This window comes from Streptomyces sp. NPDC002884, assembly GCF_040295245.1.
GTDB lineage: Bacteria > Actinomycetota > Actinomycetes > Streptomycetales > Streptomycetaceae > Streptomyces.
On sequence record NZ_JBEOVB010000011.1, the window covers coordinates 94,753 to 117,934 of the forward strand.

Genomic DNA, 23,182 nt, shown 5'->3' on the forward strand with positions numbered 1-23,182 from the left:
GGGATTGTCCAACAATCCCCCGTGTGCTCCACCCCGGTCTACTCCACCCCGATCAGCACCAACGCGCCCTGCCGTCCTCCCCGGTACACCACCGTGTCCACGGCGAGGTACGCCTCCCGTACCCGTGCCTCCAGATGCTCGGCGACACCCTCGGGGGCCTCGTCGCCGAGCACGAGGGTGACGAGTTCGCCGCCCGCCGCCAGCATGCGGTTCAGGACGGTCTCGGCGGCGGCGGTGACATCGGACCCGATGACGGCCACGTCGCCGTCGATCAGCCCGAGGACGTCACCGGCCTGGCAGATGCCGGCCATGGTCCACGACTGGCGCTCGGCGACGGTGACCTCGGCGTAGCGGGTGGCGCCCGCCGCCGAGGTCATGGAGACGACGTCCTCGTCGAAGCGGCGGTCCGGCTCGTGCACGGCCAGCGCCGCGATCCCCTGGACCGCCGACCGGGTGGGGATCAGCGCCACCCGGATGCCCTCCGTGCGGGCCTGTTCCGCGGCCGCTGCGGCGGTGTGCCGCAGATCGGCGTCGTTGGGCAGCAGCACGACCTCACGCGCGTGTGCCCGTCGTACGGCCTCGACGAGCTCGCCGCTGGCGGGCGGCTCCCCGGGGCGCGCGAGCACGGTGGTCGCGCCCGCCTCCCCGTACAGCCCGGCCAGGCCCTCGCCGGGCACCACGGCGACGACCGCCCGCTGGACGCGCTCGCGCGGCGGCCGCTCACCACCGCGCGTGTGCGCGTCGTCGGCGCCGAAGTGGGTGATGCGGATCCGGTACGGCCGACCCGCCTCGACGCCCGCCTCCACGGCGGCCCCCGCGTCGTCCACGTGCACGTGCACGTTCCACAGGCCGTCGCCGCCGACCACGACCAGCGAGTCGCCCAGGGCGTCCAGCCGTTGCCGCAGCCGCGCCACGGCCGGGTCCTCGGCCTCCAGCAGATAGATCACCTCGAAGGCCGGACCGCCCTCGCCGCCCTCGCCCCCGCCACCGTCCGCCCCGTCGTCGGCGCAGTCCGCCGCCTGAACGGTCTCCACGCGCCCGTGGGCCGCGGCAGCACCCGCGGCCGCGGCGCCGGAGAGTCCCGGCGCCTCCCCCGTGAACGTCTCCACCAGTGCGGCGAGAACCGCCACCAGCCCGCGGCCGCCCGCGTCCACCACTCCGGCGCGCTGGAGCACGGCCAGTTGGCCCGGGGTCGCGGCGAGCGCCGCGCACGCCCCCCGGTAGGCCGCCCGGGAGACCGTCCCGCAGTCCCCCTCGGCTCCCTCCGCCGCGTCGGCGGCGGCCGAGGCGACCGACAGCACGGTGCCCTCGACGGGATGGGCGACGGCCTGGCGGGCGGAGTCGGCCGCGTGCCGAAGGGCCAGCCGCAGCCCGTCCCCGTCGGTGTGAGGGGTCTCTGCCTCGGCGGTGAGCACCTGGGCCATGCCGCGCAGCAGCTGCGCGAGGATCGTCCCCGAGTTCCCGCGCGCCCCGATGAGCGCGCCGTGCGCCATCGCGCGCGCGGCGTCCGCGAGAGAGGGCTTCCCCGCGGGCACCGAACCGGCGCCGGAACCGGCCTCGTACCCGGCGAACACCGCCTCCACGGCGGTCGCCGCCGACTCGACGGTCAGGTACAGGTTGGTGCCGGTGTCCCCGTCCGCGACGGGGTAGACGTTGATCGCGTCGATCTCCTCGCGCGCCCGGCCCAGCGCCGTGAGCGCCAGGCCGCACCAGGTGCGCACCGCGAGAGCATCGAAGAATGTCTGCGGCACCTGCGCCACCTGCGCCTCCTTGAGCTGCTGGACTGGACGCAGCGTAGACCCCGGGCCGGTGTCCGCGGGAAAGCGGGCCGGGCAGGAGCGGGCGGGGGCCGACCGGGGCGGGGGACAGGTCCCTGAGCAGCCATGGTAGTTTCGTTGCACTGGCGCAGTCGTTGTATGCTGCTCCGGTTGCCCGATCCGCATCGGGCCATCCCCCTGGCAGCGCCACTCAGATCCTAGATCCTGATCCCGGCATGCCGGGATCATCCGTAAGTGCATCTGAAGTCTTTGGAGTGACCCGTGGCTGCCAACTGCGACGTCTGTGGCAAGGGGCCGAGCTTCGGCAACAACATCTCGCACTCGCACCGCCGTACGTCCCGTCGCTGGAACCCCAACATCCAGCGCGTCCGTACCGTGGTCGGCGGGACGCCGAAGCGCGTGAACGCTTGCACCTCGTGCATCAAGGCCGGCAAGGTCTCGCGCTGACGCATATCCCTCTGCTCTCGACTCCGTTCGAGCCGGGGGGAACCCCAACGCGCGCGGCCACTGCTGGTTCGCTGCATGAAGCCGGTCCACCCAGGTGGGCCGGCTTTCTGCTGTGCCCGTGATCCAGGCGCCTGTCACACTCCGGGGAATGCGCTTCGGCATCCTGGGCACCCTCGACCTCCGCGCCGGCGACGGCACCCCCGTCGACCCCGGCGGCCCCCGTCCCCGCGCCCTGCTCAGCCTCCTGCTGCTCGAGGCCGGCCGGAGCGTCTCCGTGGAGCGCCTGACCGACGGCCTGTACGGCGCCGAGCCGCCCGCCGGAGCGGGCAACGCGCTCCAGTCCCAGGTCTCCCGGCTGCGCCGCCGCCTCGCCCCGCACGCGGAGATCGAGGCCACTCCCGCCGGCTACCGGCTGACCGTCCCGCCCGACGCCGTGGACCTCCACCGCTTCGAGCGGCTGGCCGGGCAGGGGCGGGCCGCTCTCGCCGCCGGGGACCCCGCCCGGGCGGCCACCCCGCTGCGCGAGGCCCTCGCCCTCTGGCGCGGGCCGGCCCTGCCCGACCTCCCCGACGCGCACGCCGAGCGGGCCCGGCTCGACGAACTGCGGCTGAGCGCCGTACAGGACCGGGTCGAAGCGGATCTCCTGCTCGGCGGTGGGCCCGACCTGGTGCCCGAGCTGCGGGGCCTGCTGACCGCGCACCCGCTGAGCGAGCGGCTGTACGGGCAGCTGATGAGGGCCCTGCACGCGGGTGGGCGGCCCGCCGAGGCGCTCACGGTGTTCGAGGAGGCGCGGCGTGCCCTCGCCGAGGAGCTGGGCGCCGACCCGTCGCCCGAGCTGACCGCCCTGCACCTGGAACTCCTCCGGGGCGGCGGACCCGTGCGGTCCTCCGTACCCGTGCAGCTCACCCGCTTCATCGGCCGCGAGAGCGAACTGGCCCGCATCGCCGAGGCGCTGTCCGAGGCGCGGCTCGTCACCCTCACCGGGCCGGGCGGGGCCGGCAAGACCAGGCTGGCGATCGAGGCGGCACGCGCGCGTACCGAGGCACCGCTGCTCCCCTCCCCCGCGGCGGCCCGCGAGGACGTGTGTTTCGTCGAGTTGGCGCCGCTCACCGACGGGACGCGGATCCCGTACGCCGTTCTCGCGGCCCTCGGGGTGCGTGAAGGGTTCCGTACGCCCGCCGGGGACGGCGCGGGCCGTCTGTCGGCGGTGCTGGAGGACCGGGAGCTGCTGCTGGTGCTCGACAACTGCGAGCACCTGGTCGAGGACGCGGCCCGGCTGTCGGCCCTGCTGCTCGCGTCCTGCCCCGGGGTGCGGGTGCTGGCGACCGGCCGGGAGTCGCTCGGGATCACCGGCGAGGTGCTCGTCCCGGTGCCGCCGCTGCCGCCGGATCCCGCGGTACGGCTGTTCCTGGACCGCGCGCGTGCCGTGCGGCCCGGCTTCGAGGGTCACGCGCGCGTGCCCGGCGTCTGCGCGGCCCTGGACGGGCTGCCGCTGGCGATCGAGCTGGCGGCGGCCCGGCTGCGCACCCTGACCCCTGACGAGCTGGCCGACCGGCTCGACGACCGGTTCCGGCTGCTGTCGCGCGGCGACCGTTCCAAGGCGCCCCGGCACCGCACCCTGCGCGCCGTCGTGGAGTGGAGCTGGGACCTCCTGGACGAGGAGGAGCGGGAGCTGGCCCGCCGGTTCACGGTGTTCTCCGGAGGTGCCACGCTGGACGCGGTGGAGACGGTGTGCGGGCTGCCGTACCCGGAGGACCTGCTGGCCTCGCTGGTGGAGAAGTCCTTCCTGGAGGTGACCGAGAGCCCGGCGGCGGCCGAGGGCCGGTACCGCATGCTGGAGACGATCCGGGTGTTCGCCGCCGAGAGCTGCGCCGGTGAGGCGGCCCTGCGGGACGCGCACGCCCGGTACTTCCTGCGGCTGGCCGAGCGGGCGGAACCGTGTCTGCGCGGCCGGGACCAGCTCCCCTGGCTGGCCCGGCTGGACGCCGAGCACGACAACCTGGACGCGGCCACGGGTCTCCTGACCGCCACCGATCCCGCCGCCGCGCTGCGGCTCATGGCGACGCTCACCTGGTTCCGGCGACTGCGCGGGCTGTACGGCGAGCAGCTGACGCAGGCCCGCGCGCTGCTGGCGGCCGTCGGCGACGAGCCGCCCGGCGAGCCGACCGAGGAGTACGCGCTCTGCCTGATGAACTCCGTCGCCGGGCTCGGCGACGACCCCGGCGAGGCGGCGCGCGTCGCACGCGCGGTGGCCGTGATGCGGACCCTGGACCGGCCGCTGCGACTGCCGTTCACCGTGATCGTGTGGTCGCTCACCGGCGGTCCCCTGCTCGCCGCGGACGAACAGGTCCGCGTCCAGGTCGGTGCGGAGCCGTGGGGTCACGCGCTGCTGGACCTCGGCCTGGCCTACCAGGAGCTCTACTCCGGCCGCGCGACCGCCGCGGAGGCCTCCTTCGCCCGTTCGCTGGAGGGCTTCCGGGCCACCGGCGACCGCTGGGGCAAGGCGAACTGCCTCGATCCGCTGGCCCTGTTCGCCGACGGGCGGGGCGACCACGCGCGCGCACTGGAGCTGCTCGACGAGGGGCTGGTCCACGTGCGGGAACTGCGGGCCCCGGAGGAGATCGCGGACCTGCTGCGCTCCCGCGCGGTCGTGCTGCTGCACCAGGGCGACGCCGAGGAGGCGGCCGCGCACTTCACCCGCTCCGCGGACCTGGCCCGCACCGCGGGTGTGCCCGACAAGGTGGCCGCCGCGCGGCGGGGCCTCGGTGACGTGGCCCGGCTGTCCGGCGACACCGCCCACGCGCGCGTGCACTACGAGAGCGGTCTGGAACTGTGCACCGCCACCTGGTTCAGCACGAGCGAGACGGTGCGGCTCCTCGTCGGGCTCGGACGCACGGCCGCGGCGGAGGGCCGGCCCGAGGCGGCCCGCGAGTGGCTGGAGCAGGCCCGTGGACCGGCGCTGGAGTCGTTCGACGTCCTGGCGCTGGCCGATCTGGCCGACGCCCTGGCCTCCGTCGCCCCGCGACCCGAGCGCGCGGCCGAGCTCCTGGGCGCCGCCGCGGGCCTGCGGGGCACCGTCCTCCTCGGCGACCCCGATGTCGTCCGCACGCTGAACGACGTCCGCGCACGGCTGTCTCCGCGGGCGTACGACACGGCCTTCGAGCGCGGCCGCGGCCGTCGGTCGGCGGCGGTCGGCGAACCGCAGGGGCCGGCGGGCGGGCGGTAGGGGGCAGCAGACGGGCGGTAGGCGGGCAGTGGGGCAGCAGACGGGCAGTAGGCGGGCGGTAGGCGGGCGGTAGGGAAACGGTCAGCGGACGCCACGAGGCTGCCGGGCATGACGAAGACCCGCAACAGCCTCGACCACCTGTCCGTCCTGATCTCCGGCGCGAGCGTCGCCGGCCCGGCGCTCGCGCTCAACCTGGCCCGGTACGGCGCCCGCGTCACCGTGGTCGAGCGGTCCACGGATCTGCGCGCGGGCGGCTTCGCCGTCGACTTCCGGGGCCACGTCCACCGCGAGATCCTCACCTCCATGGGCATCTGGGACGAGATCCACGCCCGCCGGACCCGCATGGGCCGCCAGATCGTGGTCGCCGAGGACGGCACGCCGCGCGTGGACCTGCCGGCCGAGATGATGAGCGGTGACGTCGAGATCCTCCGCGGCGACCTCGCGCAGATCATGTACGAGCGCACCCGGGACGACGTCGAGTACGTCTTCGGCGACTCGATCGCCACCCTCACGGACACCGCCGCGGGCGTCGACGTGACCTTCGGGGAGAACGCCCCGCGCCGCTTCGACCTCGTGATCGGTGCCGACGGCCTGCACTCGAACACCCGTGGGCTGGTCTTCGGCGACGAGTCCCGCTACCTGCGCTTCTTCGATCACTACGTGGCCGCCTTCGAGGTCCCCAACGCCCTGGGGCTGCACCGTACCGGCCGGCTGTACAGCGAGCCCGGCCGCGCGATCGCCCTGGGCAACTACGACGGCGACCCCGACCACGCCGGTGCGCTGCTGGTCTTCCGGTCGGAGCAGATCGCCTACGACCGTCGGGACACGGCCGCGCAGAAGCGGATCCTCGCCGAGCGGTTCGCGGGGATGGGCTGGCAGGCGCCGAAGGTGCTCGATGCGCTCGCGGACGCCGACCGGCTGTACTTCGACGCGATCGCGCAGATCCACGTGGACCGCCTCGCCGAGGGCCGGGTGGCGCTGCTGGGGGACGCCGGGTACGGCGCGACCATGGGCGGCATGGGGACGGGCGCGGCGATCGTCGGCGCCCACGTGCTGGCCGGTGAGCTGGCCCTGGCGGGCGGCGACCACCGGACCGCGTTCGCCGAGTACGAGAGTCGGATCCGGTCCTTCGCCAAGGGCTGCCAGAAGATCTCCGGCAACGCGGGCCCGTTCTTCGCCCCGCCGACCGAGCGGCGCATCCGCAACCGGGACCGGATGTACCGGCTGCTCGGCTCGCGCCCGATGGCCGGCGTCTTCCGGCGGCTCACCGAGAAGGCGGCGACCGACATCAGGCTCCGGCCGTACCCCGGGTGAGATCCCATCCGTGGTCCACGGGACCGATGCCGGCGCCGAGTGCGAACCCGGCGGCGATCGCCCCCGTGACGTACCGCTTGGCCGCCGCCACCGCCTCCGGCACGGTGCTCCCCTTCGCCAGCTGCGCCGCGATCGCGGACGCGAGGGTGCAGCCCGTGCCGTGCGTGTGCCGGTTGTCGTACCTCGGCGCCCGCAGCCAGTGCTCCTCGCCGCCGTCCGTCAACAGGTCGACGGCGGCACCGGGGAGATGGCCGCCCTTGATGAGCGCCCAGCGCGGCCCGTACGCCAGCACGGCGGCCGCCGCGTCCCTCAGCTGCTCCTCCGACTCGACCCGCACGCCCGTCAGTTGGGCCACCTCGTCGAGATTCGGAGTGGCGACGGTGGCGACCGGCAGCAGTTTCGTCCGTACGGAGTCCAGCGCGGAGGCGGCCAGCAGCGGGTCCCCGTGCTTGGAGACCCCGACCGGGTCGACGACGACGGGAGCGCCGGTGTCCGCCAGCAACTCGGCCACCGTCTCGACGAGTTCGGCGGAGGCAAGCATGCCCGTCTTCACCGCCTGGACTCCGATGTCGTCGACGACGCTGCGGTACTGGGCGCGGACCGCCTCCACCGGCAGTTCCCAAGCGCCCTGCACGCCCCGCGAGTTCTGCGCGGTGACCGCGGTGATCACGCTCATGCCGTGCACGCCGAGCGCGAGCATCGTCTTCAGGTCGGCCTGGATGCCGGCGCCGCCGCCGGAGTCGGAGCCGGCGACGGTCAGCACCCGGGGCGGGGTTCCGGGCGCGCTCACGACTCCAGGTCCCCGAAGTGGTCCCAGCCGCCCTTGCTGGTCCAGGGCGCCCCGTCGACCGTCACGTGGGGCAGGGCGGACGGGTTGAGCACCTCGCCGATCACCTTCCAGCGGGCGGGCAGTTTCACGTCGGGCGGGAAGGTCGCCACGATCGCGTGGTCCTCTCCCCCGGTGAGCACCCACTGCATCGGGTCGACGCCGACGGCCTGTCCGATGTCGTTCATCTGGGTGGGGATGTCGATGGCGCCGGAGCGGATGTCGATGCGGACCTTGCTGGCCTCGGCGATGTGCCCGAGGTCGGCGATCAGCCCGTCGCTGACGTCGCACATCGCCGTCGCGCCGAGCCCGGCGGCGGCCGGACCCGCGTGGTACGGCGGTTCGGGTCGGCGGTGGGCCTCGACGAAGGCGCGGGGCGAGCGGAAGCCGCGCGAGAGGACCGCGTACCCGGCGGCGGACCAGCCCAGCCAGCCGGTCACCGCGACGAGGTCGCCGGGCTGGGCGCCGCCCCGGGTGACCGGCTCCTGGTTGCGCAGGTCGCCGAGCGCGGTGATCGACACCATGATCGTGTCGCCCCGTACGACGTCGCCGCCGACCACGGAGGCGCCGGCGACCTGGCACTCGTCGCGCAGGCCGTCCATCATCTCGGACGGCCAGGTGACCGGCAGTTCGGCGGGGACGACGAGGCCGAGCAGCAGGGCCGTCGGCACCGCGCCCATGGCGGCGATGTCGGCGAGGTTCTGCGCGGCGGCCTTGCGGCCGACGTCGTAGGCCGTGGACCAGTCGCGACGGAAGTGCCGGCCCTCCAGCAGGATGTCGGTGCTGGCCACGACCCGGCGGTCGGGCGCGGCGACCACCGCGGCGTCGTCGCCGGGGCCGACCCGGACCGCGGGGGTGGTGGTGAGACGGGAGGTGAGCTCCCTGATGAGCCCGAACTCCCCGAGCTCACCAACAGTGCCCTTCATTGCCCTTTCGCCCCTTCTGTACCTGTCTGTGCCCGGTCGCGCGTAACCAGTGTCCTCGATACGGTCGAGTCAGCCGTCAACTTCTGTCCTGTCCGCACCCCGGCGCGCGAGCCGTGGTTCCCGCAGGTCTCCCCGCGGCGAGCGGCGACGCGATACCGTGGCGTTCCTTTTCCCCACATGATCCTCGTGGCCGCCCTGGAGGTTCCGTGGTACAGGCGTACATCCTGATCCAGACGGAGGTCGGCAAAGCGTCGACCGTCGCCGAAGAGATCGGCAAAATCCCTGGCGTCGTCCAGGCCGAGGACGTGACGGGACCTTATGACGTGATCGTGCGGGCCCAGGCTGACACGGTGGACGACCTCGGCCGCATGGTGGTGGCCAAGGTCCAGCAGGTGGACGGGATCACCCGCACACTGACCTGCCCGGTCGTGCATCTGTAGCCCCCGTCTAACCTTGGCCGGTGAACCTTTTCCGTCACCGGCCCATCGGCCTGCCCTCGCTCGCCCTCCTGCTGCTTGCGGTGGGCTGCTCCTCAGCAGACGGTGACACGTCGGCGGCGGTTCCCAGCCCCTCGGCATCGGTCACCGAACTGTGCCGGAACCTGGACGAGGCGCTGCCGTCCACCGTGGACGACCTCGACCGCGGGGATCCCTCACCCGCGTCCGCGCTGACCGCGGGCTGGGGGAACCCGGCGATCATACTGCGCTGCGGTGTCGAACGACCCGAGAAGATGAGCGACGGGAGCGCGGACGGGGTCGAGGTGGACGGCGTGGGGTGGCTGCTGGAGGAGCGGGACGGCGGGGCGTTCCGGTTCACCACCACCCTGCGCAGGGCGTACGTCGAGGTGACGATCCCGAAGGACCGCGCGGGAGACGGCATGGCGCCGCTCGTCGACCTGGCGCCCTCCGTCAGGAAGGCGATCCCCGAAGGGATCGCCGACTAGGACGGGACTGTGGGCCGAGCCCGGGTCAGCGCAGACCCGTCGGCCTGCGCAGGGCCGCCTGGACCAGGCGGTCCACCAGCTCGGGGTAGCCGATCCCGGTCGCCTGCCACATCTGGGGGTACATCGAGATCGGGGTGAAGCCGGGCATCGTGTTGATCTCGTTGATGACGAACTCGCCCCCGTCCGTGAGGAAGAAGTCCGCCCGCACCAGGCCCTCGCAGGAAGCCGCCTCGAAGGCGTCCACCGCGAGCCTGCGGACCTCGGCCGTCTCCTCGTCCGTCAGCGGCGCCGGGACGATCCCCGGGGTCGAGTCGATGTACTTGGCGTCGAAGTCGTAGTAGGCGTGCGCGTCCGGCGGCGGGATCTCGGCCGGCACGGAGGCGCGGGGGCCGTCCTCGAACTCCAGGACGCCGCACTCGATCTCGCGGCCCCGCAGCGCCGCCTCGACCAGGATCTTCGGGTCGTGGCGCTGGGCCTCGGCGATCGCCTCGTCGAGCCCGGACAGGTCGTCGACCTTGGTGATGCCGATGGACGAACCCGCGCGCGCGGGCTTCACGAAGAGCGGCCAGCCGTGCTCGCCGGCGAAGTCGACGATCTTCTTGCGGGCGGCGGACTCGTCCTGCGCCCACTCACGCGGCCTGATCACCACGTACGGGCCGACCTTGAGCCCGAAGGAGGTGAACACCCGCTTCATGTACTCCTTGTCCTGGCCGACGGCCGAGGCGAGCACGCCCGCGCCCACGTACGGGACGCCCGAGAGCTCCAGCATCCCCTGCAGGGTGCCGTCCTCGCCGTACGGGCCGTGCAGCACCGGGAAGACGACGTCGACCTCGCCGAGCGCCTTCGGCACCGATCCCGGCTCGTAGTAGACGACTTCGCGGTTGGCGGGGTCGACGGGGAGCACCACGCCGCCGTCCCGCGACTCGGCGAGTTCGTCCACGTCGGGCGTACGGCGGTCGGTGATCGCCATGCGCTCGGGTGCGTCGGCGGTGAGGAACCAGCGGCCCTCGCGCGTGATGCCGATCGGCAGGACCTCGTACTTGGTCCGGTCGATGGCCCGCAGGACCGCGCCGGCCGTGACCACGGAGATCCCGTGCTCGGAGCTGCGACCGCCGAAGACAACGGCCACCCGCGGCTTGCGGACGGGCTGCTGAGGGCTCTGGGGGAGGTTCTCGGTGCTCATATCGGGTTGAGGGTACCCGGTGGTAGGGCCGGGAGTCAGCGTCCGCCCACCGGGTTCGCTCAGCGTCGCTCGGGCTTCGCGCTGCGCGACATCAGCTCCTTGAGAGCGACCACCGGGGGCTTGCCCTCGTGGACGATGCCGACGACCGTCTCGGTGATGGGCATGTCGACGCCGTGCCGGCGGGCCAGATCCAGGACCGACTCACAGGACTTGACGCCCTCGGCGGTCTGCCGGGTGACCGCGATGGTCTCCTGGAGGGTCATGCCCTTGCCGAGGTTGGTGCCGAAGGTGTGGTTGCGGGAGAGCGGCGAGGAGCAGGTCGCCACCAGGTCGCCGAGTCCGGCGAGTCCGGCGAAGGTCAGCGGGTCCGCGCCCATCGCCAGGCCCAGCCGGGTGGTCTCGGCGAGGCCGCGCGTGATCAGCGAGCCCTTGGCGTTGTCGCCGAGGCCCATGCCGTCCGCGATGCCGACGGCGAGGCCGATCACGTTCTTGACCGCGCCGCCCAGCTCGCAGCCCACCACGTCGGTGTTGGTGTACGGGCGGAAGTACGGCGTGTGGGAAGCGGCCTGGAGCCTCTGGGCGACGGCCTCGTCGGTGCAGGCGACCACGGCCGCGGCGGGCATCCGGGAGGCGATCTCCTTCGCGAGGTTGGGCCCGGTGACGACGGCGATCCGGCTCGGCCCCACCTTGGCGACGTCGTCGATGACCTCGCTCATCCGCATCGTCGTACCGAGCTCGACGCCCTTCATCAGCGACACCAGGACGGTGTTCGGGGCGAGCAGCGGCGTCCAGTCGGCGAGGTTGGCGCGCAGGGTCTGCGAAGGGACCGCGAGGACGGTGAAGTCGGCGTCCCGGGCGGCCTCGGCCGGGTCGGCGGTGGCGCGCAGGTTGCGCGGGAGTTCGACGCCGGGGAGGTAGTCGGGGTTGGTGCGCGTGGAGTTGACCGCGTCGACGAGCTCGGGGCGGCGCGCCCACAGCGTCACCTCGCAGCCCGCGTCGGCGAGGACGGTGCCGAAGGCGGTCCCCCATGATCCGGTACCGAAGACGGCCGCCTTCACGGACTTGCTCACTTGCTGTTCTCCCCCTCGTGGCTGGTCTGCGCGTGACTGGTCTGCGCCTGACTGGTCTGCGCGCGGTTCGGCTGCGGCCGGTTCGTATGCGCGCGGCTCCTCTGCGCGTGTCCCGACGCCGTGCCGTTGATCTCCGCCCGGGTGTCCGCACCGGCTTCCGCGCGGGTTTCGGCACCGCTTTCCGCAGCGGTCTCCGTGCCGACCTCCGCCTGTGTGCGGCGGCGCTGCTCGATCCGCTCGCGGCGCGGGTCGTAGGGCGTCTCGGGCGCCTTCTCGCCGCGGATCTCCTCCAGCTGGGCGGTCACGGCCGCCATGATGACCTCCGTCGCCTCCTTGAGGAGTTCCGGGGTCATCTCGTGGCCGTAGAACCGTGTGAGATCCACGGGCGGGCCCGCGAGGACGTGATGGGTCTTGCGCGGAAGGATGTCGGGCTTCCTGGCGTACGGCGGCAGCAGTTCGTTGGCGCCCCACTGGGCGACGGGGATCACCGGGCACCTGGTCTGCAGGGCGACGCGCGCGGCACCGGTCTTGGCGGTCATCGGCCAGCCGTCGGGGTCGCGGGTGAGGGTGCCCTCGGGGTAGAACGCGACGCACTCGCCGCGCTCCACGGCGTCGATCGCTGCCCGGAAGGCGCTCAGCGCGTCCGTGCTCTCGCGGTAGACGGGGATCTGCCCGGTGCCACGCATCGCGGCGCCGACGAACCCCTCCTTGAAAAGACCGCTCTTCGCGAGGAATCGCGGAACGCGTCCGCTGTTGTACTGGAAGTGCGCGTATGCAAAGGGATCGACATGCGAATTGTGGTTCACCGCGGTGATAAAGCCGCCCTCAGCCGGAATATGCTCCATTCCGTGCCAGTCCCGCTTGATCAGAAGCACCAGCCAGGGTTTGCAGAGGACCGCAGCGAAGCGGTACCAGAAGCCGATTCTGCGGCGGGGCACGCGGACACCTTCCTCTAGGACTTCCCATGGCCTGCTCCGGGGCCTGGGGGCCGCACAAGTGTCGCCCCGGGCCGCCGGTCTGTCGAGAACACGGTACGCCCGCGCGTCCGACCGGCGGATGGGCCGGGTGACAATGGCCGCGACACGAGAGGGACGGTACGCCGGTGCAGTGGACCTTGGTCATACCCCTGAAGCCCTTGGCGCTGGCCAAGAGCAGGCTCGCGGACACCGCCACCGACGGGCTGCGCCCGGGCCTCGCCCTCGCCTTCGCCGAGGACACCGTGACGGCGGCACTGGCCTCACCTGCGGTGCGGGATGTGGCAGTAGTCACGGACGACGCCCTGGCCGGGCGGGTCCTGGCGGCCCTGGGCGCCCGGATCGTCGCCGACGAACCGCGCGGGGGCCTCAACGCCGCCCTGGCCCACGGGGCCGCCGCCGTCCGCGCTTTCCGTCCCGATTCCCCGCTCGCCGCCCTCAACGCCGATCTGCCGGCTCTGCGCCCGCCGGAATTGGCCCGGGTACTGGACGCCGCGGGGGAATTCCCCCGTTCTTTCCTCCCCGACGCGGCCGCGATCGGCACCACGCTTCTCGCCGTCGCCGCGGGCCGTGAATTGCTTCCCGCATTCGGCGCGGATTCCCGCGCCCGGCACCGCGCCTCCGGGGCCGAGGAACTCCGCCTGCCGGGGGTGGATTCCGTTCGCCAGGACGTCGACACCGGCGAGGATCTGCGGGCTGCGCTGTCCCTGGGCGTGGGCCCCCGGACGGCCGCCGCGGCGGCGCGTCTGCTGATTCCGGGGCAGTAGGCTGCCGCCATGCAGGCGACCGCATACACGTACGACCCCGGCACGCGCAGCGGACAGGTGCTGCTGGACGACGGCACCCCGGTGCCCTTCGACGCACCGGCGTTCGACGCCGGCGGGCTGCGGCTGCTGCGGCCCGGGCAGCGGGTGCGGATCGAGGTGGAGGGGCCGAAGGACAGCCCCCGGATCACCCTGGTGACGCTGCAGACGTTCTGAGGGGCCCGGACTCTCGCCGAGGGCCCTTCGGGCACCCTCCCGACACGCCGCGGGCCGGACTTCCGAGAGGGAGTCCGGCCCGGCGCGTGAGTGCCCCTGCTGCCCTACGCCTTGCGGGCGGTGGTCTTCTTGGCGGTGGTCTTGCGCGCGGTCGACTTCTTGGCGGGGGCCTTGGTCGCCGTCGCCTTCTTCGCGGCCGGGGCCTTCTTGGCCGTCGTCTTCTTGGCGGTGGCGGACTTCGCGGTGGTCGTCTTCTTGGCGGCCGCGGTCGCCTTCTTGGTGGTGGCCTTCTTCGCGGTGGTCTTCTTCGCGGTGGCCGTGGTCTTCTTGGCGGCGGCCGTCGTCTTCTTCGCGGCGGCCGTGGTCTTCTTCGCGGCGGCCGACGCCCTCTTCGCGGGGGCGGCCTTCTTCGCGGCCGCCTTCTTGACCGTGGCGGAAGCGCCGCCGGTCAGGCTGCCCTTGGGGGCCTTCTTCACGGCGACCTCGCCACCGCGCGGAAGCTTCTTCGAGCCGCTCACCAGGTCCTTGAAGCCCTGTCCTGCGCGGAAGCGCGGCACGGACGTCTTCTTGACCCGAACCCGCTCGCCCGTCTGGGGGTTGCGAGCGTAGCGGGCAGGCCGGTCGACCTTCTCGAACGAACCGAAGCCGGTGACCGAGACCCGGTCGCCCGCGACCGTCGCGCGGACGATGGCGTCCAGGACCGCGTCGACCGCCTCGGCGGCCTGCTGGCGGCCGCCCACCTTGTCGGCAATCGCTTCTACGAGCTGCGCCTTGTTCACGTCTTCCCCTTCGGAGACATTAGCCGGAACGAAACTGTTCAAGCTTTTTCGCACGTTAGGCAGATATATACCGCAAATCAAACACGAAACGGGCTAATCACCCTTGTGCCGCAACGAAATCGGCTGCTCCGGAGACGATCAACGCTCCCCTTCGGGCATTCGCCCCTCGTCGAGGTCCGCCATGAACCGCTCCAGACGCCTTGTCGCATCGGCGAGATCGTGCTTGGCCGCGGCCGTAATGACCAGCAGCTTCCGGGTCAGCGCCATCCGTACGCCCTCCGGGACTTGCAGTGCGCGCACTCTTGTGTGCGCTTCCTTGAGCTGGTTCGCGACCGCCGTATAGAGCTCGAGTTGGCCGTCGTGTTCCATGCACAGATTGTGCCATCTGGGGCGAGTTGTCGCCCGCCCAGGGGGCAACTGCCGCCTCGAACGGCCGCCCGGACACATCCGGCGGCCGGGTCCGCACAAGGCGCGTACCCAGGCAACAACCGCTCTAACGTGGGAAGTTGGGAGCAAGGGCGAAGATCCACGGGGCCGAACGGGTACAGACACAGCCGTACCCCCGATCGGACCGATCGGGGGTACGGCGGGGGTGTCGCGGTGGCCGAAACTCGACCTGCTCAGGGCCTTCTCGGCCCTCGGGGTCAGACCCGGAGCGTCTTCGGCTTGTACGTCGGGCGCTTGGCCTCGTAGGTGGCGATGTCGCCCTCGTTCTGGAGGGTGATGGAGATGTCGTCCAGCCCGTTCAGCAGCCGCCAGCGGGAGTTCTCGTCCAGCTCGAAGGAGGCGGTGACGCCCTCGGCCCGCACCTCACGCGCCTCGAGGTCCACCGTGATCTGGGCCTGCGGGTCCTTCTCGGTGAGCTCCCACAGCGCGTCCACGATCTTCTGCTCCAGAACCACCGTGAGCAGGCCGTTCTTCAGCGAGTTGCCCCGGAAGATGTCGGCGAAGCGGGACGAGATCACGGCCTTGAAGCCGTAGTTCTGCAGTGCCCAGACGGCGTGCTCACGGGAGGAACCGGTGCCGAAGTCGGGACCGGCGACCAGAACGCTCGCGCCCTGCCGCTCGGGGCGGTTGAGGACGAAGGTCTCGTCCTTGCGCCAGGCCTCGAACAGACCGTCCTCGAACCCGTCCCGCGTGACCTTCTTGAGCCAGTGAGCAGGGATGATCTGGTCGGTGTCGACATTGGAGCGACGCAGCGGGACGGCCCGGCCGGTGTGCGAGATGAATGCTTCCATGACTGATCAGACTCCAGCGGGCGTACGGGTCTCGGCGTCGGACAGGTCGGCCGGCGAGGCCAGGTGGCCCAGGACGGCCGTGGCGGCCGCGACCTGCGGCGACACCAGGTGCGTACGACCGCCCTTGCCCTGCCGGCCCTCGAAGTTGCGGTTGGAGGTGGACGCCGAGCGCTCACCCGGGGCGAGCTGGTCGGGGTTCATGCCGAGGCACATCGAGCAGCCCGCGTGCCGCCATTCGGCGCCGGCTTCCTTGAAGACGACGTCCAGCCCCTCGGAGACGGCCTGGAGGCCGACCCGCACCGAGCCGGGGACGACCAGCATCCGTACGCCGTCGGCGACTTTGCGGCCCTCGACGATGGCGGCGGCGGCCCGCAGGTCCTCGATCCGACCGTTGGTGCACGAACCTACGAAGACGGTGTCCACGTTGATGGAGCGCAGCGGCTGCCCGGCCTCCAACCCCATGTATTCCAGGGCCTTTTCGGCGGCGTGGCGCTCCGAAGCGTCTTCGTACGAAGCAGGGTCGGGGACGGCGGCCGAAAGCGGCGCGCCCTGACCGGGGTTGGTGCCCCAGGTGACGAACGGCGACAGCGCGGCACCGTCGATGACGACCTCGGCGTCGAACTCGGCGTCCGCGTCCGTCTTCAGCGTCTTCCAATACTCGACCGCCGCGTCCCAGTCCGCGCCCTCGGGGGCGTGGTCGCGACCCTTGATGTACGCGAAGGTGGTCTCGTCGGGGGCGATCATGCCCGCGCGGGCGCCGGCCTCGATCGACATGTTGCAGATGGTCATCCGGGCCTCCATCGAGAGCTTCTCGATGGCCGCGCCGCGGTACTCCAGGATGTAGCCCTGGCCGCCGCCGGTGCCGATCTTCGCGATGATCGCCAGGATCAGGTCCTTGGCGGTCACAGCGTCGGGCAGCTCGCCCTCGACCGTGATCGCCATGGTCTTGGGACGGGCCAGCGGCAGGGTCTGGGTGGCCAGCACGTGCTCGACCTGCGAGGTGCCGATGCCGAACGCCAGCGCGCCGAACGCGCCGTGCGTGGACGTGTGGGAGTCACCGCAGACGACGGTGGTGCCGGGCTGGGTCAGCCCCAGCTGCGGGCCGACGACGTGCACGACGCCCTGCTCGACGTCGCCGAGCGGATGCAGCCGGACACCGAACTCGGCGCAGTTCTTGCGCAGCGTCTCCAGCTGGACGCGCGAGACCGGGTCGGCGATCGGCTTGTCGATGTCGAGGGTCGGGGTGTTGTGGTCCTCGGTCGCGATGGTGAGGTCGAGACGGCGCACCGGGCGGCCGTTCTGCCGCAGTCCGTCGAAGGCCTGCGGGCTGGTCACCTCGTGCAGGAGGTGCAGATCGATGAAGAGGAGGTCGGGCTCGCCCTCGGCGCGCCGGACGACGTGGTCGTCCCAGACCTTCTCCGCGAGTGTCCTACCCATCGCTTTCCCTCCGGCCGGCAATGACGCACCGGCCCAACTAGAGATCTTGTGGAGGCGACGCCCGTTGCCCCTGTTCCCGGGCACCCGCCGCCAGGCCCGTTGGTCCGCGGGCCACCATGTGTCCAAGGGTTGCGCGTCTCACGGAAAAATGAACTTGCGTTTCACAGAGTGAGACGGGAGTATCGTTGCATGGACAACAGTAGCGGCGTCGGCGTTCTGGACAAGGCAGCCCTTGTCCTGAGCGCCCTGGAGTCCGGTCCGGCCACCCTCGCAGGCTTGGTCGCTGCCACCGGACTCGCACGACCCACGGCTCACCGGCTGGCCGTGGCTTTGGAACACCACCGTATGGTGGCGCGCGACATGCAGGGCCGGTTCATCCTCGGCCCCCGCCTGGCCGAGCTGGCCGCGGCCGCCGGCGAGGACCGGCTCCTCGCCACCGCCGGACCGGTGCTGACTCATCTGCGTGACATCACGGGCGAGAGCGCGCAGCTCTACCGTCGCCAGGGCGACATGCGCATCTGCGTGGCGGCGGCGGAGCGCCTGTCCGGCCTTCGGGACACGGTCCCGGTCGGTTCCACGCTCACGATGAAGGCCGGCTCCTCGGCCCAGATCCTGATGGCCTGGGAAGAACCCGAGCGTCTGCACCGCGGCCTGCAGGGCGCCCGCTTCACGGCGACGGCCCTCTCGGGCGTACGGCGCCGCGGCTGGGCCCAGTCCATCGGCGAGCGCGAGCCGGGCGTCGCCTCGGTGTCGGCACCCGTACGCGGCCCCTCCAACCGCGTGGTGGCCGCCGTCTCCGTCTCGGGCCCCATCGAGCGCCTGACCCGCCACCCCGGCCGGATGCACGCCCAGGCGATCATCGACGCGGCGGCCCGCCTCTCGGAGGCCCTGCGCCGCACCGGCTGACGCCGACCGGGGAAGGGGCGGCCTCAACGCCGCGGCAGCCCTTGAACCGACGGCTCACCGACCGACCCGGGGGCGCGGGGCCCCGTGCCGATGCGCGACTGCGTCACGCGGGCGCGCCGAACCACGACGGACCCGCACCCCGCAGAGGACGGAAACCCTACGACGCGGACCGGTGGGCAAACCGGTCCTTCGCATACCGCCCGCGCGCGGCGAGCGGCACCTGCCCGTGCGCGGCCGCGAGGCCGAACGCGGGCATGTCCCCGTAGATCGCCTCGTACGACCCCTCCGGCACCACATACGTCTCGTGCCAGATCCCCACGTGCCCCCGCGTCTTCCCGCCCCGCTCCAGGCGGTTGATCTTCGCCCACGCCTCGTGGTGGAACGCGTCGGGCGCGCTCGCGTAGGCGTACAGCTTCTCCTTGGACTCCCAGTACTGGACGACGTAGTACGTCCGCGGCGAGGCCGTCAGGAGCACCCGGGAGAGCAGGCCGCGGCCCGGCTCCCTCTTCAGCTCCGCCAGCATGCGGAACATGGCCGTCATGACGGGCACCCACTGGTGCACGGCCCAGAAGTGGTTGACGCGCATCCCGATCAGCAGGACGACCACGTCTCCCCGGGCGTCGGCGGTGGTACGGCTGACTGTGGAGGACATACTTGGATAGTGACGCTGACCAAGGAAGGGCGCAAGGCATGCGGCTGGCCGAACTGAGCGAGCGCAGCGGTGTGTCCACCGCGACGATCAAGTACTACCTGCGCGAGGGCCTCGTGCCGCCCGGCCGCCAGGTGAACGCCACGACCGCCGAGTACGACGAGGAGCATCTGCGCCGGCTTCGTCTGGTGCGGGCGATGATCCAGGTGGGCGGACTGCCCGTGGCCACGGTCCGCGCGGTCCTCGGCCATGTCGACGACGACTCCCTGGGCCGTACGATCCGGCTCGGCGCGGCCCTGTGGGCGCTGCCGCAGGTCCCCGAGCCGGACGCGGAGGACGAGTACGTGCGCGCCGCCCATCTGGAGGCGGACGAACTGCTGCACACCCTGGGCTGGTCGAACGCCCGGCTGCTGACGACCATCTCCCCCGCCTACCGCTCACTGGTGGTGGCGGTGGCCGCACTGCGCCGGCTCGGCTACGACTGGAACGCCGAACTTCTCGTGTCCTACGCCCGGTTGATGCACCGGGCCGCCGTGCTGGACCTGGACTTCGTGGAGGCCCGGGAGTCGGAGCCGGAGCGGATCGAGGCGGCGGTGCTGGGCGCGATCCTCGTCGAGCCGATGATGCAGGCGCTGCACCGACTGGCACAGGAGGAGGAGTCGGCGCGGCGGTACGGCTTCGACTGAGGCCGGATACGCGAAAGGCCCCCCGCCGAAGCGAGGGGCCTTCCGATCATGTACCCCCGACCGGATTCGAACCGGCGCTACCGCCTTGAGAGGGCGGCGTGCTAGGCCGCTACACAACGGGGGCCTGAACACTGCGTTTCCGCAGGTTGGAGCTGGTCTACCTGGACTCGAACCAAGAATGACGGTACCAGAAACCGTAGTGTTGCCAATTACACCATAGACCAAGGTGATTCAAGGAAAAGCGTACCCCCGACCGGATTCGAACCGGCGCTACCGCCTTGAGAGGGCGGCGTGCTAGGCCGCTACACAACGGGGGCCCTAGCGATCCTGCATCGAGGTGAGAGGGAGCTACCCGAGCTCTCCTCGCGGGAAGGATCTGTACCCCCGACCGGATTCGAACCGGCGCTACTGCCTTGAGAGGGCAGCGTGCTAGGCCGCTACACAACGGGGGCTTCGTGGAGTAGATCTCCACAGGCGCAGATAAGCTCTGCGAGCTGGCCTACCTGGACTCGAACCAAGACTAACTGAACCAGAATCAGTCGTGCTGCCAATTACACCATAGGCCACTGGAACGCAAGCCCCGTAAGGGTTCTTGTTCTAGCGTTGCTCCTCCGGTTTTTCGGCCTTTCGGCCCGCTCCCCGGCGGCGCAGGAAGAACATTACCCGAAGGTGGACCGGGCTCCAAAACGGGTATCGGGGCCGAGGATCGCAGGCAGTTCGGCGAGCGAGACGATCCGGTGGCGTCCGGACGGGAGCTCGACGGTGGCCGCGCCGTAGCGGTCGATCCACACGGAGAGCAGTCCGGCGTCGGCCGCGCCCCGTCCGTCGATCTCCGGATGGTCACCGACGTAGGCCACCTGGTGCGGGGGCAGCGACAGGGCCTCGCAGGCCGCGAGGAAGGCGCCGGCCTCCGGCTTGGAGACGCCCAGCTCCGCCGCGCACAGGATGACCTCGAAGCGGTCGTGGACGCCGAGGACGCGCAGCTTGTGGTCCTGGACGTGGATGCTCGAGTTGGAGAGCACCGCGTGGCGGTGGCTGGCGGCGAGGGCGTCCAGTACCGGCAGGACGTCCGGGAAGAGCGCCCAGGCGGCCTCGTAGTGCGAGCGGTAGCGCGCCAGCCAGTCGTCGGCCTCCGCGTCGGTCATCTCGCGGCCCAGGAACACCCGTACCCGGTCCCGGCGCTGGTCCTCGAAGGTGATCCCGCCCGCCGAGAACCGGGCCCACTGCTGTTCGGTGACCTCCCGCCACCGCTCGAGCCCCTGCTCCGCGGTGCCGAACCGGTCGAGCAGCCCCTCGGCCGTCAGATAGGACCGCATGCCCTCGCGGTCGGCGGTCGTGTAGTCGAAGAGGGTGTCGTCCACGTCCCAGACCACGGCGAGGATGCTCATGATCCGACGGTAACGCGGAGGCGGCCGCCCTGTCCGGGAGATACCGAAGGGGCGGCCCCCGGGTCGCCGGGCGCCGCCCCAAGGGGCACGGACGGAGCTACGCGGCGAGCTTCGCCAGGGCCGCGTCGACGCGGGCCAGCGTCTTCTCCTTGCCCAGGATCTCCAGGGACTCGAAGAGCGGCAGGCCGATCGTGCGGCCGGTGACGGCGACACGGACCGGGGCCTGGGCCTTGCCGAGCTTGAGGCCGTGCGCCTCGCCGGCGGCCAGGACGGCCTCCTTCAGGGACTCGGCCGAGGTCCAGTCGGCCGCCGCCAGCTTCTCGCGGGCGGTCGTGAGCAGCGCGTCGCTGCCCTCCTTCATCGCCTTCGTCCAGCTGGCCTCGTCGACGGCCGGCTCCGGGAGGAAGAGGAAGTCGACGTTGTCGGTGATCTCCGACAGCACCTTCAGCCGGGTCTGCGCGTGCGGGGCGATCGCCTCCCACCTGGCCTCGTCGAAGTCCTGCGGGGACCAGGGGGCGTAGGGGGCCTTCAGCCAGGGCGCGCAGCGCTCCGTGAAGTCCTTCACGTCCAGCAGGCGGATGTGGTCGGCGTTGATCGCCTCGCACTTCTTCAGGTCGAAGCGCGCCGGGTTGGGGTTGACGTCCGCGATGTCGAAGGCCGCGGTCATCTCGTCCATCGTGAAGATGTCCCGGTCGGCCGAGAGCGACCAGCCGAGCAGCGAGAGGTAGTTGAGCAGGCCCTCGGGGAGGAAGCCGCGCTCGCGGTAGAGGTTGAGCGAGGACTCCGGGTCCCGCTTCGACAGCTTCTTGTTCCCCTCGCCCATCACGTACGGCAGGTGACCGAAGTGCGGGGTGCCCTGGGCGATGCCCAGTTCGGTGAGCGCCTTGTAGAGGGCGATCTGGCGGGGGGTCGAGGAGAGCAGGTCCTCGCCCCGCAGGACGTGCGTGATCTCCATCAGCGCGTCGTCGACCGGGTTGACCAGCGTGTACAGCGGGGCGCCGTTCGCGCGGACGATGCCGAAGTCGGGCACGTTCTCCGGGGTGAACGTCAGCTCGCCGCGGACCAGGTCCGTGAAGGTGATCGTCTCGTCGGGCATGCGGAAGCGGACGATCGGGGTACGGCCCTGGGCCTTGTACTCCGCCACCTGCGCCTCGGTGAGGTCGCGGCAGTGGCCGTCGTAGCCGGACGGCCGGCCGGCCGCGCGGGCGGCGTCGCGACGGGTGTCCAGCTCCTCCTGGGAGCAGTAGCAGTGGTAGGCGTGCCCGGCGTCGAGGAGCTTGCGGGCGACGTCGGCGTAGAGGTCCATGCGCTGCGACTGGCGGTACGGCGCGTGCGGGCCGCCGACCTCGGGGCCCTCGTCCCAGTCGAAGCCCAGCCAGCGCAGCGAGTCCAGGAGCTGGTCGTAGGACTCCTCGGAGTCACGGGCCGCGTCGGTGTCCTCGATGCGGAAGACCAGCGTGCCCTGGTGGTGCTTGGCGAACGCCCAGTTGAACAGGGCGGTGCGGACCAGGCCCACGTGGGGGTTACCGGTGGGCGAGGGACAGAAACGGACGCGTACGGGGGAGCCGGGTGCGCTAGCCACGCTTGACAACCTTGTTGGTGAGAGTGCCGATGCCTTCGATGGTGACGGCGACCTCGTCGCCGACGACCAGGGGGCCTACCCCTGCCGGGGTGCCCGTGAGGATCACGTCGCCGGGGAGCAGCGTCATGGCCTCGGTGATGTTGACGATCAGATCCTCGATCGAGTGGATCATCTCGCTGGTGCGGCCGAGCTGCCGTTGCTGCCCGTTGACCGTCAGCTGGACGGTGAGGTCGCTCGCCGTCTCGAGGTCCAGGCCGGTCTCCACCCAGGGGCCCAGCGGGCACGAGGTGTCGAAGCCCTTGGCCCGGGCCCACTGCTTCTCGCGCTTCTGGACGTCGCGGGCGGTGACGTCGTTCGCGCAGGTGTAGCCGAAGATCACGTCCTTGACGCGCTCGCGCGGCACCTCGCGGCAGAGCCGGCCGATGACCACGGCGAGCTCGGCCTCGTGATGGACCTCCTCGGAGAAGGCCGGGTACTGGATGGCGTCGCCGGGGCCGATCACCGAGGTGGACGGCTTGAAGAAGGCGAACGGGGCGTCCGGCACCTCGTTGCCCAGCTCACGCGCGTGCTCGGCGTAGTTGCGGCCGAAGGCCACGACCTTGTTGGGCAGGACGGGCGGGAGCAGCCGGACCTTGCTCAGCGGCACCTTGGTGCCGGAGAGCTCGAAGTCCGTGAACGGGATGCCCTTGATGATGTCGAGGACGAGCTCGTCCGGCTTGTCGCCCTCGACCGCGCCGAAGGCGACGTTCCCGTCGATGGAGAACCTGGCGATGCGCACGGGTTGGTTGGCCCCTTGACTGAGCTGGCTGGAGTGTGACGCCCCAGGCTAACGCGGAAGGGCGTCCCCGGC

23 protein-coding genes and 5 tRNA genes are annotated in these 23,182 nt (G+C 71.7%); 9 read left to right on the plus strand and 19 right to left on the minus strand.

The genetic code is table 11. The features are described 5' to 3' along the window. Positions 1-38: 38 nt before the first annotated feature. Positions 39-1,760: a DAK2 domain-containing protein gene (locus ABT070_RS22935; protein ID WP_351763530.1), complete on the minus strand. Its 1,722-nt coding sequence runs from the start codon at positions 1,758-1,760 to the stop codon at positions 39-41. 279 nt (positions 1,761-2,039) lie between these two features. On the opposite strand from ABT070_RS22935, the gene rpmB reads away from it, so the two are divergent. From rpmB to ABT070_RS22950, 3 genes are all read left to right on the plus strand, one after another. Continuing rightward, on the plus strand, positions 2,040-2,225 hold the full coding sequence (gene rpmB, locus ABT070_RS22940; RefSeq protein ID WP_013000438.1) for a 50S ribosomal protein L28: 186 nt from the start codon (positions 2,040-2,042) through the stop codon (positions 2,223-2,225). Positions 2,226-2,373: 148 nt separating this feature from the next. Continuing rightward, positions 2,374-5,451: an AfsR/SARP family transcriptional regulator gene (locus ABT070_RS22945; RefSeq protein WP_351763532.1), complete on the plus strand. Its 3,078-nt coding sequence runs from the start codon at positions 2,374-2,376 to the stop codon at positions 5,449-5,451. A 108-nt stretch (positions 5,452-5,559) separates the two neighbouring features. Beyond that, positions 5,560-6,765, plus strand: coding sequence for an FAD-dependent monooxygenase (locus ABT070_RS22950; RefSeq protein WP_351763534.1), 1,206 nt, complete (start codon positions 5,560-5,562; stop codon positions 6,763-6,765). On the opposite strand, the gene thiD is transcribed toward ABT070_RS22950, so the two are convergent. Then, positions 6,740-7,555 carry a bifunctional hydroxymethylpyrimidine kinase/phosphomethylpyrimidine kinase gene (gene thiD / locus ABT070_RS22955; protein ID WP_351763536.1) on the minus strand — a complete coding sequence of 272 codons (816 nt, stop codon included), beginning with the start codon at positions 7,553-7,555 and terminating at the stop codon, positions 6,740-6,742. The genes ABT070_RS22950 and thiD overlap by 26 nt on opposite strands. Further along, positions 7,552-8,517, minus strand: a complete 966-nt coding sequence (locus ABT070_RS22960; protein WP_351763538.1) for a thiamine-phosphate kinase — start codon at positions 8,515-8,517, stop codon at positions 7,552-7,554. Before ABT070_RS22960 ends, thiD begins: the two co-directional genes overlap by 4 nt. A 206-nt stretch (positions 8,518-8,723) precedes the next feature. On the opposite strand from ABT070_RS22960, the gene ABT070_RS22965 reads away from it, so the two are divergent. Both ABT070_RS22965 and ABT070_RS22970 read left to right on the plus strand, forming a co-directional pair. After that, positions 8,724-8,957, plus strand: coding sequence for an Lrp/AsnC family transcriptional regulator (locus tag ABT070_RS22965; RefSeq protein WP_020128743.1), 234 nt, complete (start codon positions 8,724-8,726; stop codon positions 8,955-8,957). 20 nt (positions 8,958-8,977) lie between these two features. After that, positions 8,978-9,460, plus strand: a complete 483-nt coding sequence (locus tag ABT070_RS22970) for a DUF3515 domain-containing protein (protein ID WP_351763540.1) — start codon at positions 8,978-8,980, stop codon at positions 9,458-9,460. A 25-nt stretch (positions 9,461-9,485) separates the two neighbouring features. Here the strand turns inward: ABT070_RS22970 and ABT070_RS22975 are convergent, their stop codons facing one another. From ABT070_RS22975 to ABT070_RS22985, 3 genes are read right to left on the minus strand one after another with little or no spacing between them, the layout of a single operon-like run. Then, positions 9,486-10,643: a D-alanine--D-alanine ligase family protein gene (locus tag ABT070_RS22975; protein ID WP_351763542.1), complete on the minus strand. Its 1,158-nt coding sequence runs from the start codon at positions 10,641-10,643 to the stop codon at positions 9,486-9,488. 59 nt (positions 10,644-10,702) lie between these two features. After that, on the minus strand, positions 10,703-11,713 hold the full coding sequence (locus ABT070_RS22980; RefSeq protein ID WP_351763544.1) for an NAD(P)H-dependent glycerol-3-phosphate dehydrogenase: 1,011 nt from the start codon (positions 11,711-11,713) through the stop codon (positions 10,703-10,705). Beyond that, on the minus strand, positions 11,710-12,651 hold the full coding sequence (locus tag ABT070_RS22985; RefSeq protein ID WP_351763546.1) for a lysophospholipid acyltransferase family protein: 942 nt from the start codon (positions 12,649-12,651) through the stop codon (positions 11,710-11,712). Before ABT070_RS22985 ends, ABT070_RS22980 begins: the two co-directional genes overlap by 4 nt. A gap of 164 nt (positions 12,652-12,815) precedes the next feature. Between ABT070_RS22985 and cofC the strand changes: the two genes are divergently transcribed. Further along, on the plus strand, positions 12,816-13,454 hold the full coding sequence (gene cofC, locus ABT070_RS22990) for a 2-phospho-L-lactate guanylyltransferase (protein WP_351763548.1): 639 nt from the start codon (positions 12,816-12,818) through the stop codon (positions 13,452-13,454). 9 nt (positions 13,455-13,463) lie between these two features. After that, positions 13,464-13,667: a hypothetical protein gene (locus ABT070_RS22995; protein ID WP_351763550.1), complete on the plus strand. Its 204-nt coding sequence runs from the start codon at positions 13,464-13,466 to the stop codon at positions 13,665-13,667. Positions 13,668-13,771: 104 nt separating this feature from the next. Here ABT070_RS22995 and ABT070_RS23000 read toward each other — a convergent pair whose 3' ends face one another. From ABT070_RS23000 to leuC, 4 genes are all read right to left on the minus strand, one after another. Continuing rightward, on the minus strand, positions 13,772-14,446 hold the full coding sequence (locus ABT070_RS23000; RefSeq protein WP_351763552.1) for an HU family DNA-binding protein: 675 nt from the start codon (positions 14,444-14,446) through the stop codon (positions 13,772-13,774). A 138-nt stretch (positions 14,447-14,584) separates the two neighbouring features. Further along, positions 14,585-14,815 carry an SCO5555 family protein gene (locus tag ABT070_RS23005; protein ID WP_028806672.1) on the minus strand — a complete coding sequence of 77 codons (231 nt, stop codon included), beginning with the start codon at positions 14,813-14,815 and terminating at the stop codon, positions 14,585-14,587. 275 nt (positions 14,816-15,090) lie between these two features. Beyond that, complete coding sequence (gene leuD / locus ABT070_RS23010) at positions 15,091-15,684, minus strand: 3-isopropylmalate dehydratase small subunit (protein WP_351763554.1); 594 nt, start codon at positions 15,682-15,684, stop codon at positions 15,091-15,093. 6 nt (positions 15,685-15,690) lie between these two features. After that, a complete protein-coding gene (gene leuC, locus ABT070_RS23015) occupies positions 15,691-17,121 on the minus strand; it encodes a 3-isopropylmalate dehydratase large subunit (protein WP_351763556.1) in 1,431 nt (476 codons plus the stop codon). Between the two features lie 189 nt (positions 17,122-17,310). Between leuC and ndgR the strand changes: the two genes are divergently transcribed. Continuing rightward, a complete protein-coding gene (ndgR, locus tag ABT070_RS23020) occupies positions 17,311-18,027 on the plus strand; it encodes an IclR family transcriptional regulator NdgR (RefSeq protein ID WP_267027425.1) in 717 nt (238 codons plus the stop codon). Positions 18,028-18,184: 157 nt separating this feature from the next. Here ndgR and ABT070_RS23025 read toward each other — a convergent pair whose 3' ends face one another. Then, complete coding sequence (locus tag ABT070_RS23025; RefSeq protein ID WP_351763558.1) at positions 18,185-18,679, minus strand: DUF4188 domain-containing protein; 495 nt, start codon at positions 18,677-18,679, stop codon at positions 18,185-18,187. 38 nt (positions 18,680-18,717) lie between these two features. On the opposite strand from ABT070_RS23025, the gene ABT070_RS23030 reads away from it, so the two are divergent. Then, positions 18,718-19,362: a MerR family transcriptional regulator gene (locus ABT070_RS23030; protein WP_351763560.1), complete on the plus strand. Its 645-nt coding sequence runs from the start codon at positions 18,718-18,720 to the stop codon at positions 19,360-19,362. A 51-nt stretch (positions 19,363-19,413) separates the two neighbouring features. Here ABT070_RS23030 and ABT070_RS23035 read toward each other — a convergent pair. The 8 genes from ABT070_RS23035 to ABT070_RS23070 form a co-directional block, all read right to left on the minus strand. Further along, positions 19,414-19,486: transfer RNA gene (locus ABT070_RS23035), tRNA-Glu, on the minus strand. Between the two features lie 28 nt (positions 19,487-19,514). Further along, positions 19,515-19,586, minus strand: a tRNA-Gln gene (locus ABT070_RS23040). 20 nt (positions 19,587-19,606) lie between these two features. Continuing rightward, positions 19,607-19,679: transfer RNA gene (locus tag ABT070_RS23045), tRNA-Glu, on the minus strand. A 62-nt stretch (positions 19,680-19,741) separates the two neighbouring features. Continuing rightward, a tRNA-Glu gene (locus ABT070_RS23050) sits at positions 19,742-19,814 on the minus strand. Positions 19,815-19,856: 42 nt separating this feature from the next. Beyond that, positions 19,857-19,928 (minus strand) — tRNA-Gln (locus ABT070_RS23055). Positions 19,929-20,021: 93 nt separating this feature from the next. Beyond that, entirely contained in the window at positions 20,022-20,750 is a 729-nt protein-coding gene (locus tag ABT070_RS23060) for an HAD family hydrolase (protein ID WP_351763562.1), read from the minus strand. A 97-nt stretch (positions 20,751-20,847) separates the two neighbouring features. Continuing rightward, the gene (gltX, locus tag ABT070_RS23065; protein ID WP_351763564.1) at positions 20,848-22,332 is read right to left on the minus strand and encodes a glutamate--tRNA ligase; all 1,485 of its coding nucleotides are present in this window, start codon (positions 22,330-22,332) and stop codon (positions 20,848-20,850) included. Continuing rightward, a complete protein-coding gene (locus ABT070_RS23070; RefSeq protein ID WP_351763566.1) occupies positions 22,325-23,110 on the minus strand; it encodes a fumarylacetoacetate hydrolase family protein in 786 nt (261 codons plus the stop codon). The genes gltX and ABT070_RS23070 overlap by 8 nt, the downstream gene beginning before the upstream one ends. Between the last annotated feature and the right edge of the window lie 72 nt (positions 23,111-23,182).

What these genes read in the sequence shown, in the direction of transcription:
- ABT070_RS22945 (WP_351763532.1), top strand. Translation starts at nt 2,374, where the DNA reads ATGCGCTTCGGCATCCTGGGCACCCTCGACCTCCGCGCCGGCGACGGC.
- ABT070_RS22995 (WP_351763550.1), top strand. Translation starts at nt 13,464, where the DNA reads ATGCAGGCGACCGCATACACGTACGACCCCGGCACGCGCAGCGGACAG.
- ABT070_RS23025 (WP_351763558.1), bottom strand. Translation starts at nt 18,679, where the DNA reads ATGTCCTCCACAGTCAGCCGTACCACCGCCGACGCCCGGGGAGACGTG.
- ABT070_RS23060 (WP_351763562.1), bottom strand. Translation starts at nt 20,750, where the DNA reads ATGAGCATCCTCGCCGTGGTCTGGGACGTGGACGACACCCTCTTCGAC.
- ABT070_RS23005 (WP_028806672.1), bottom strand. Translation starts at nt 14,815, where the DNA reads ATGGAACACGACGGCCAACTCGAGCTCTATACGGCGGTCGCGAACCAG.
- ABT070_RS22975 (WP_351763542.1), bottom strand. Translation starts at nt 10,643, where the DNA reads ATGAGCACCGAGAACCTCCCCCAGAGCCCTCAGCAGCCCGTCCGCAAG.
- leuC (WP_351763556.1), bottom strand. Translation starts at nt 17,121, where the DNA reads ATGGGTAGGACACTCGCGGAGAAGGTCTGGGACGACCACGTCGTCCGG.
- leuD (WP_351763554.1), bottom strand. Translation starts at nt 15,684, where the DNA reads ATGGAAGCATTCATCTCGCACACCGGCCGGGCCGTCCCGCTGCGTCGC.
- ABT070_RS23030 (WP_351763560.1), top strand. Translation starts at nt 18,718, where the DNA reads ATGCGGCTGGCCGAACTGAGCGAGCGCAGCGGTGTGTCCACCGCGACG.
- ABT070_RS22950 (WP_351763534.1), top strand. Translation starts at nt 5,560, where the DNA reads ATGACGAAGACCCGCAACAGCCTCGACCACCTGTCCGTCCTGATCTCC.
- ndgR (WP_267027425.1), top strand. Translation starts at nt 17,311, where the DNA reads ATGGACAACAGTAGCGGCGTCGGCGTTCTGGACAAGGCAGCCCTTGTC.
- ABT070_RS22960 (WP_351763538.1), bottom strand. Translation starts at nt 8,517, where the DNA reads ATGAAGGGCACTGTTGGTGAGCTCGGGGAGTTCGGGCTCATCAGGGAG.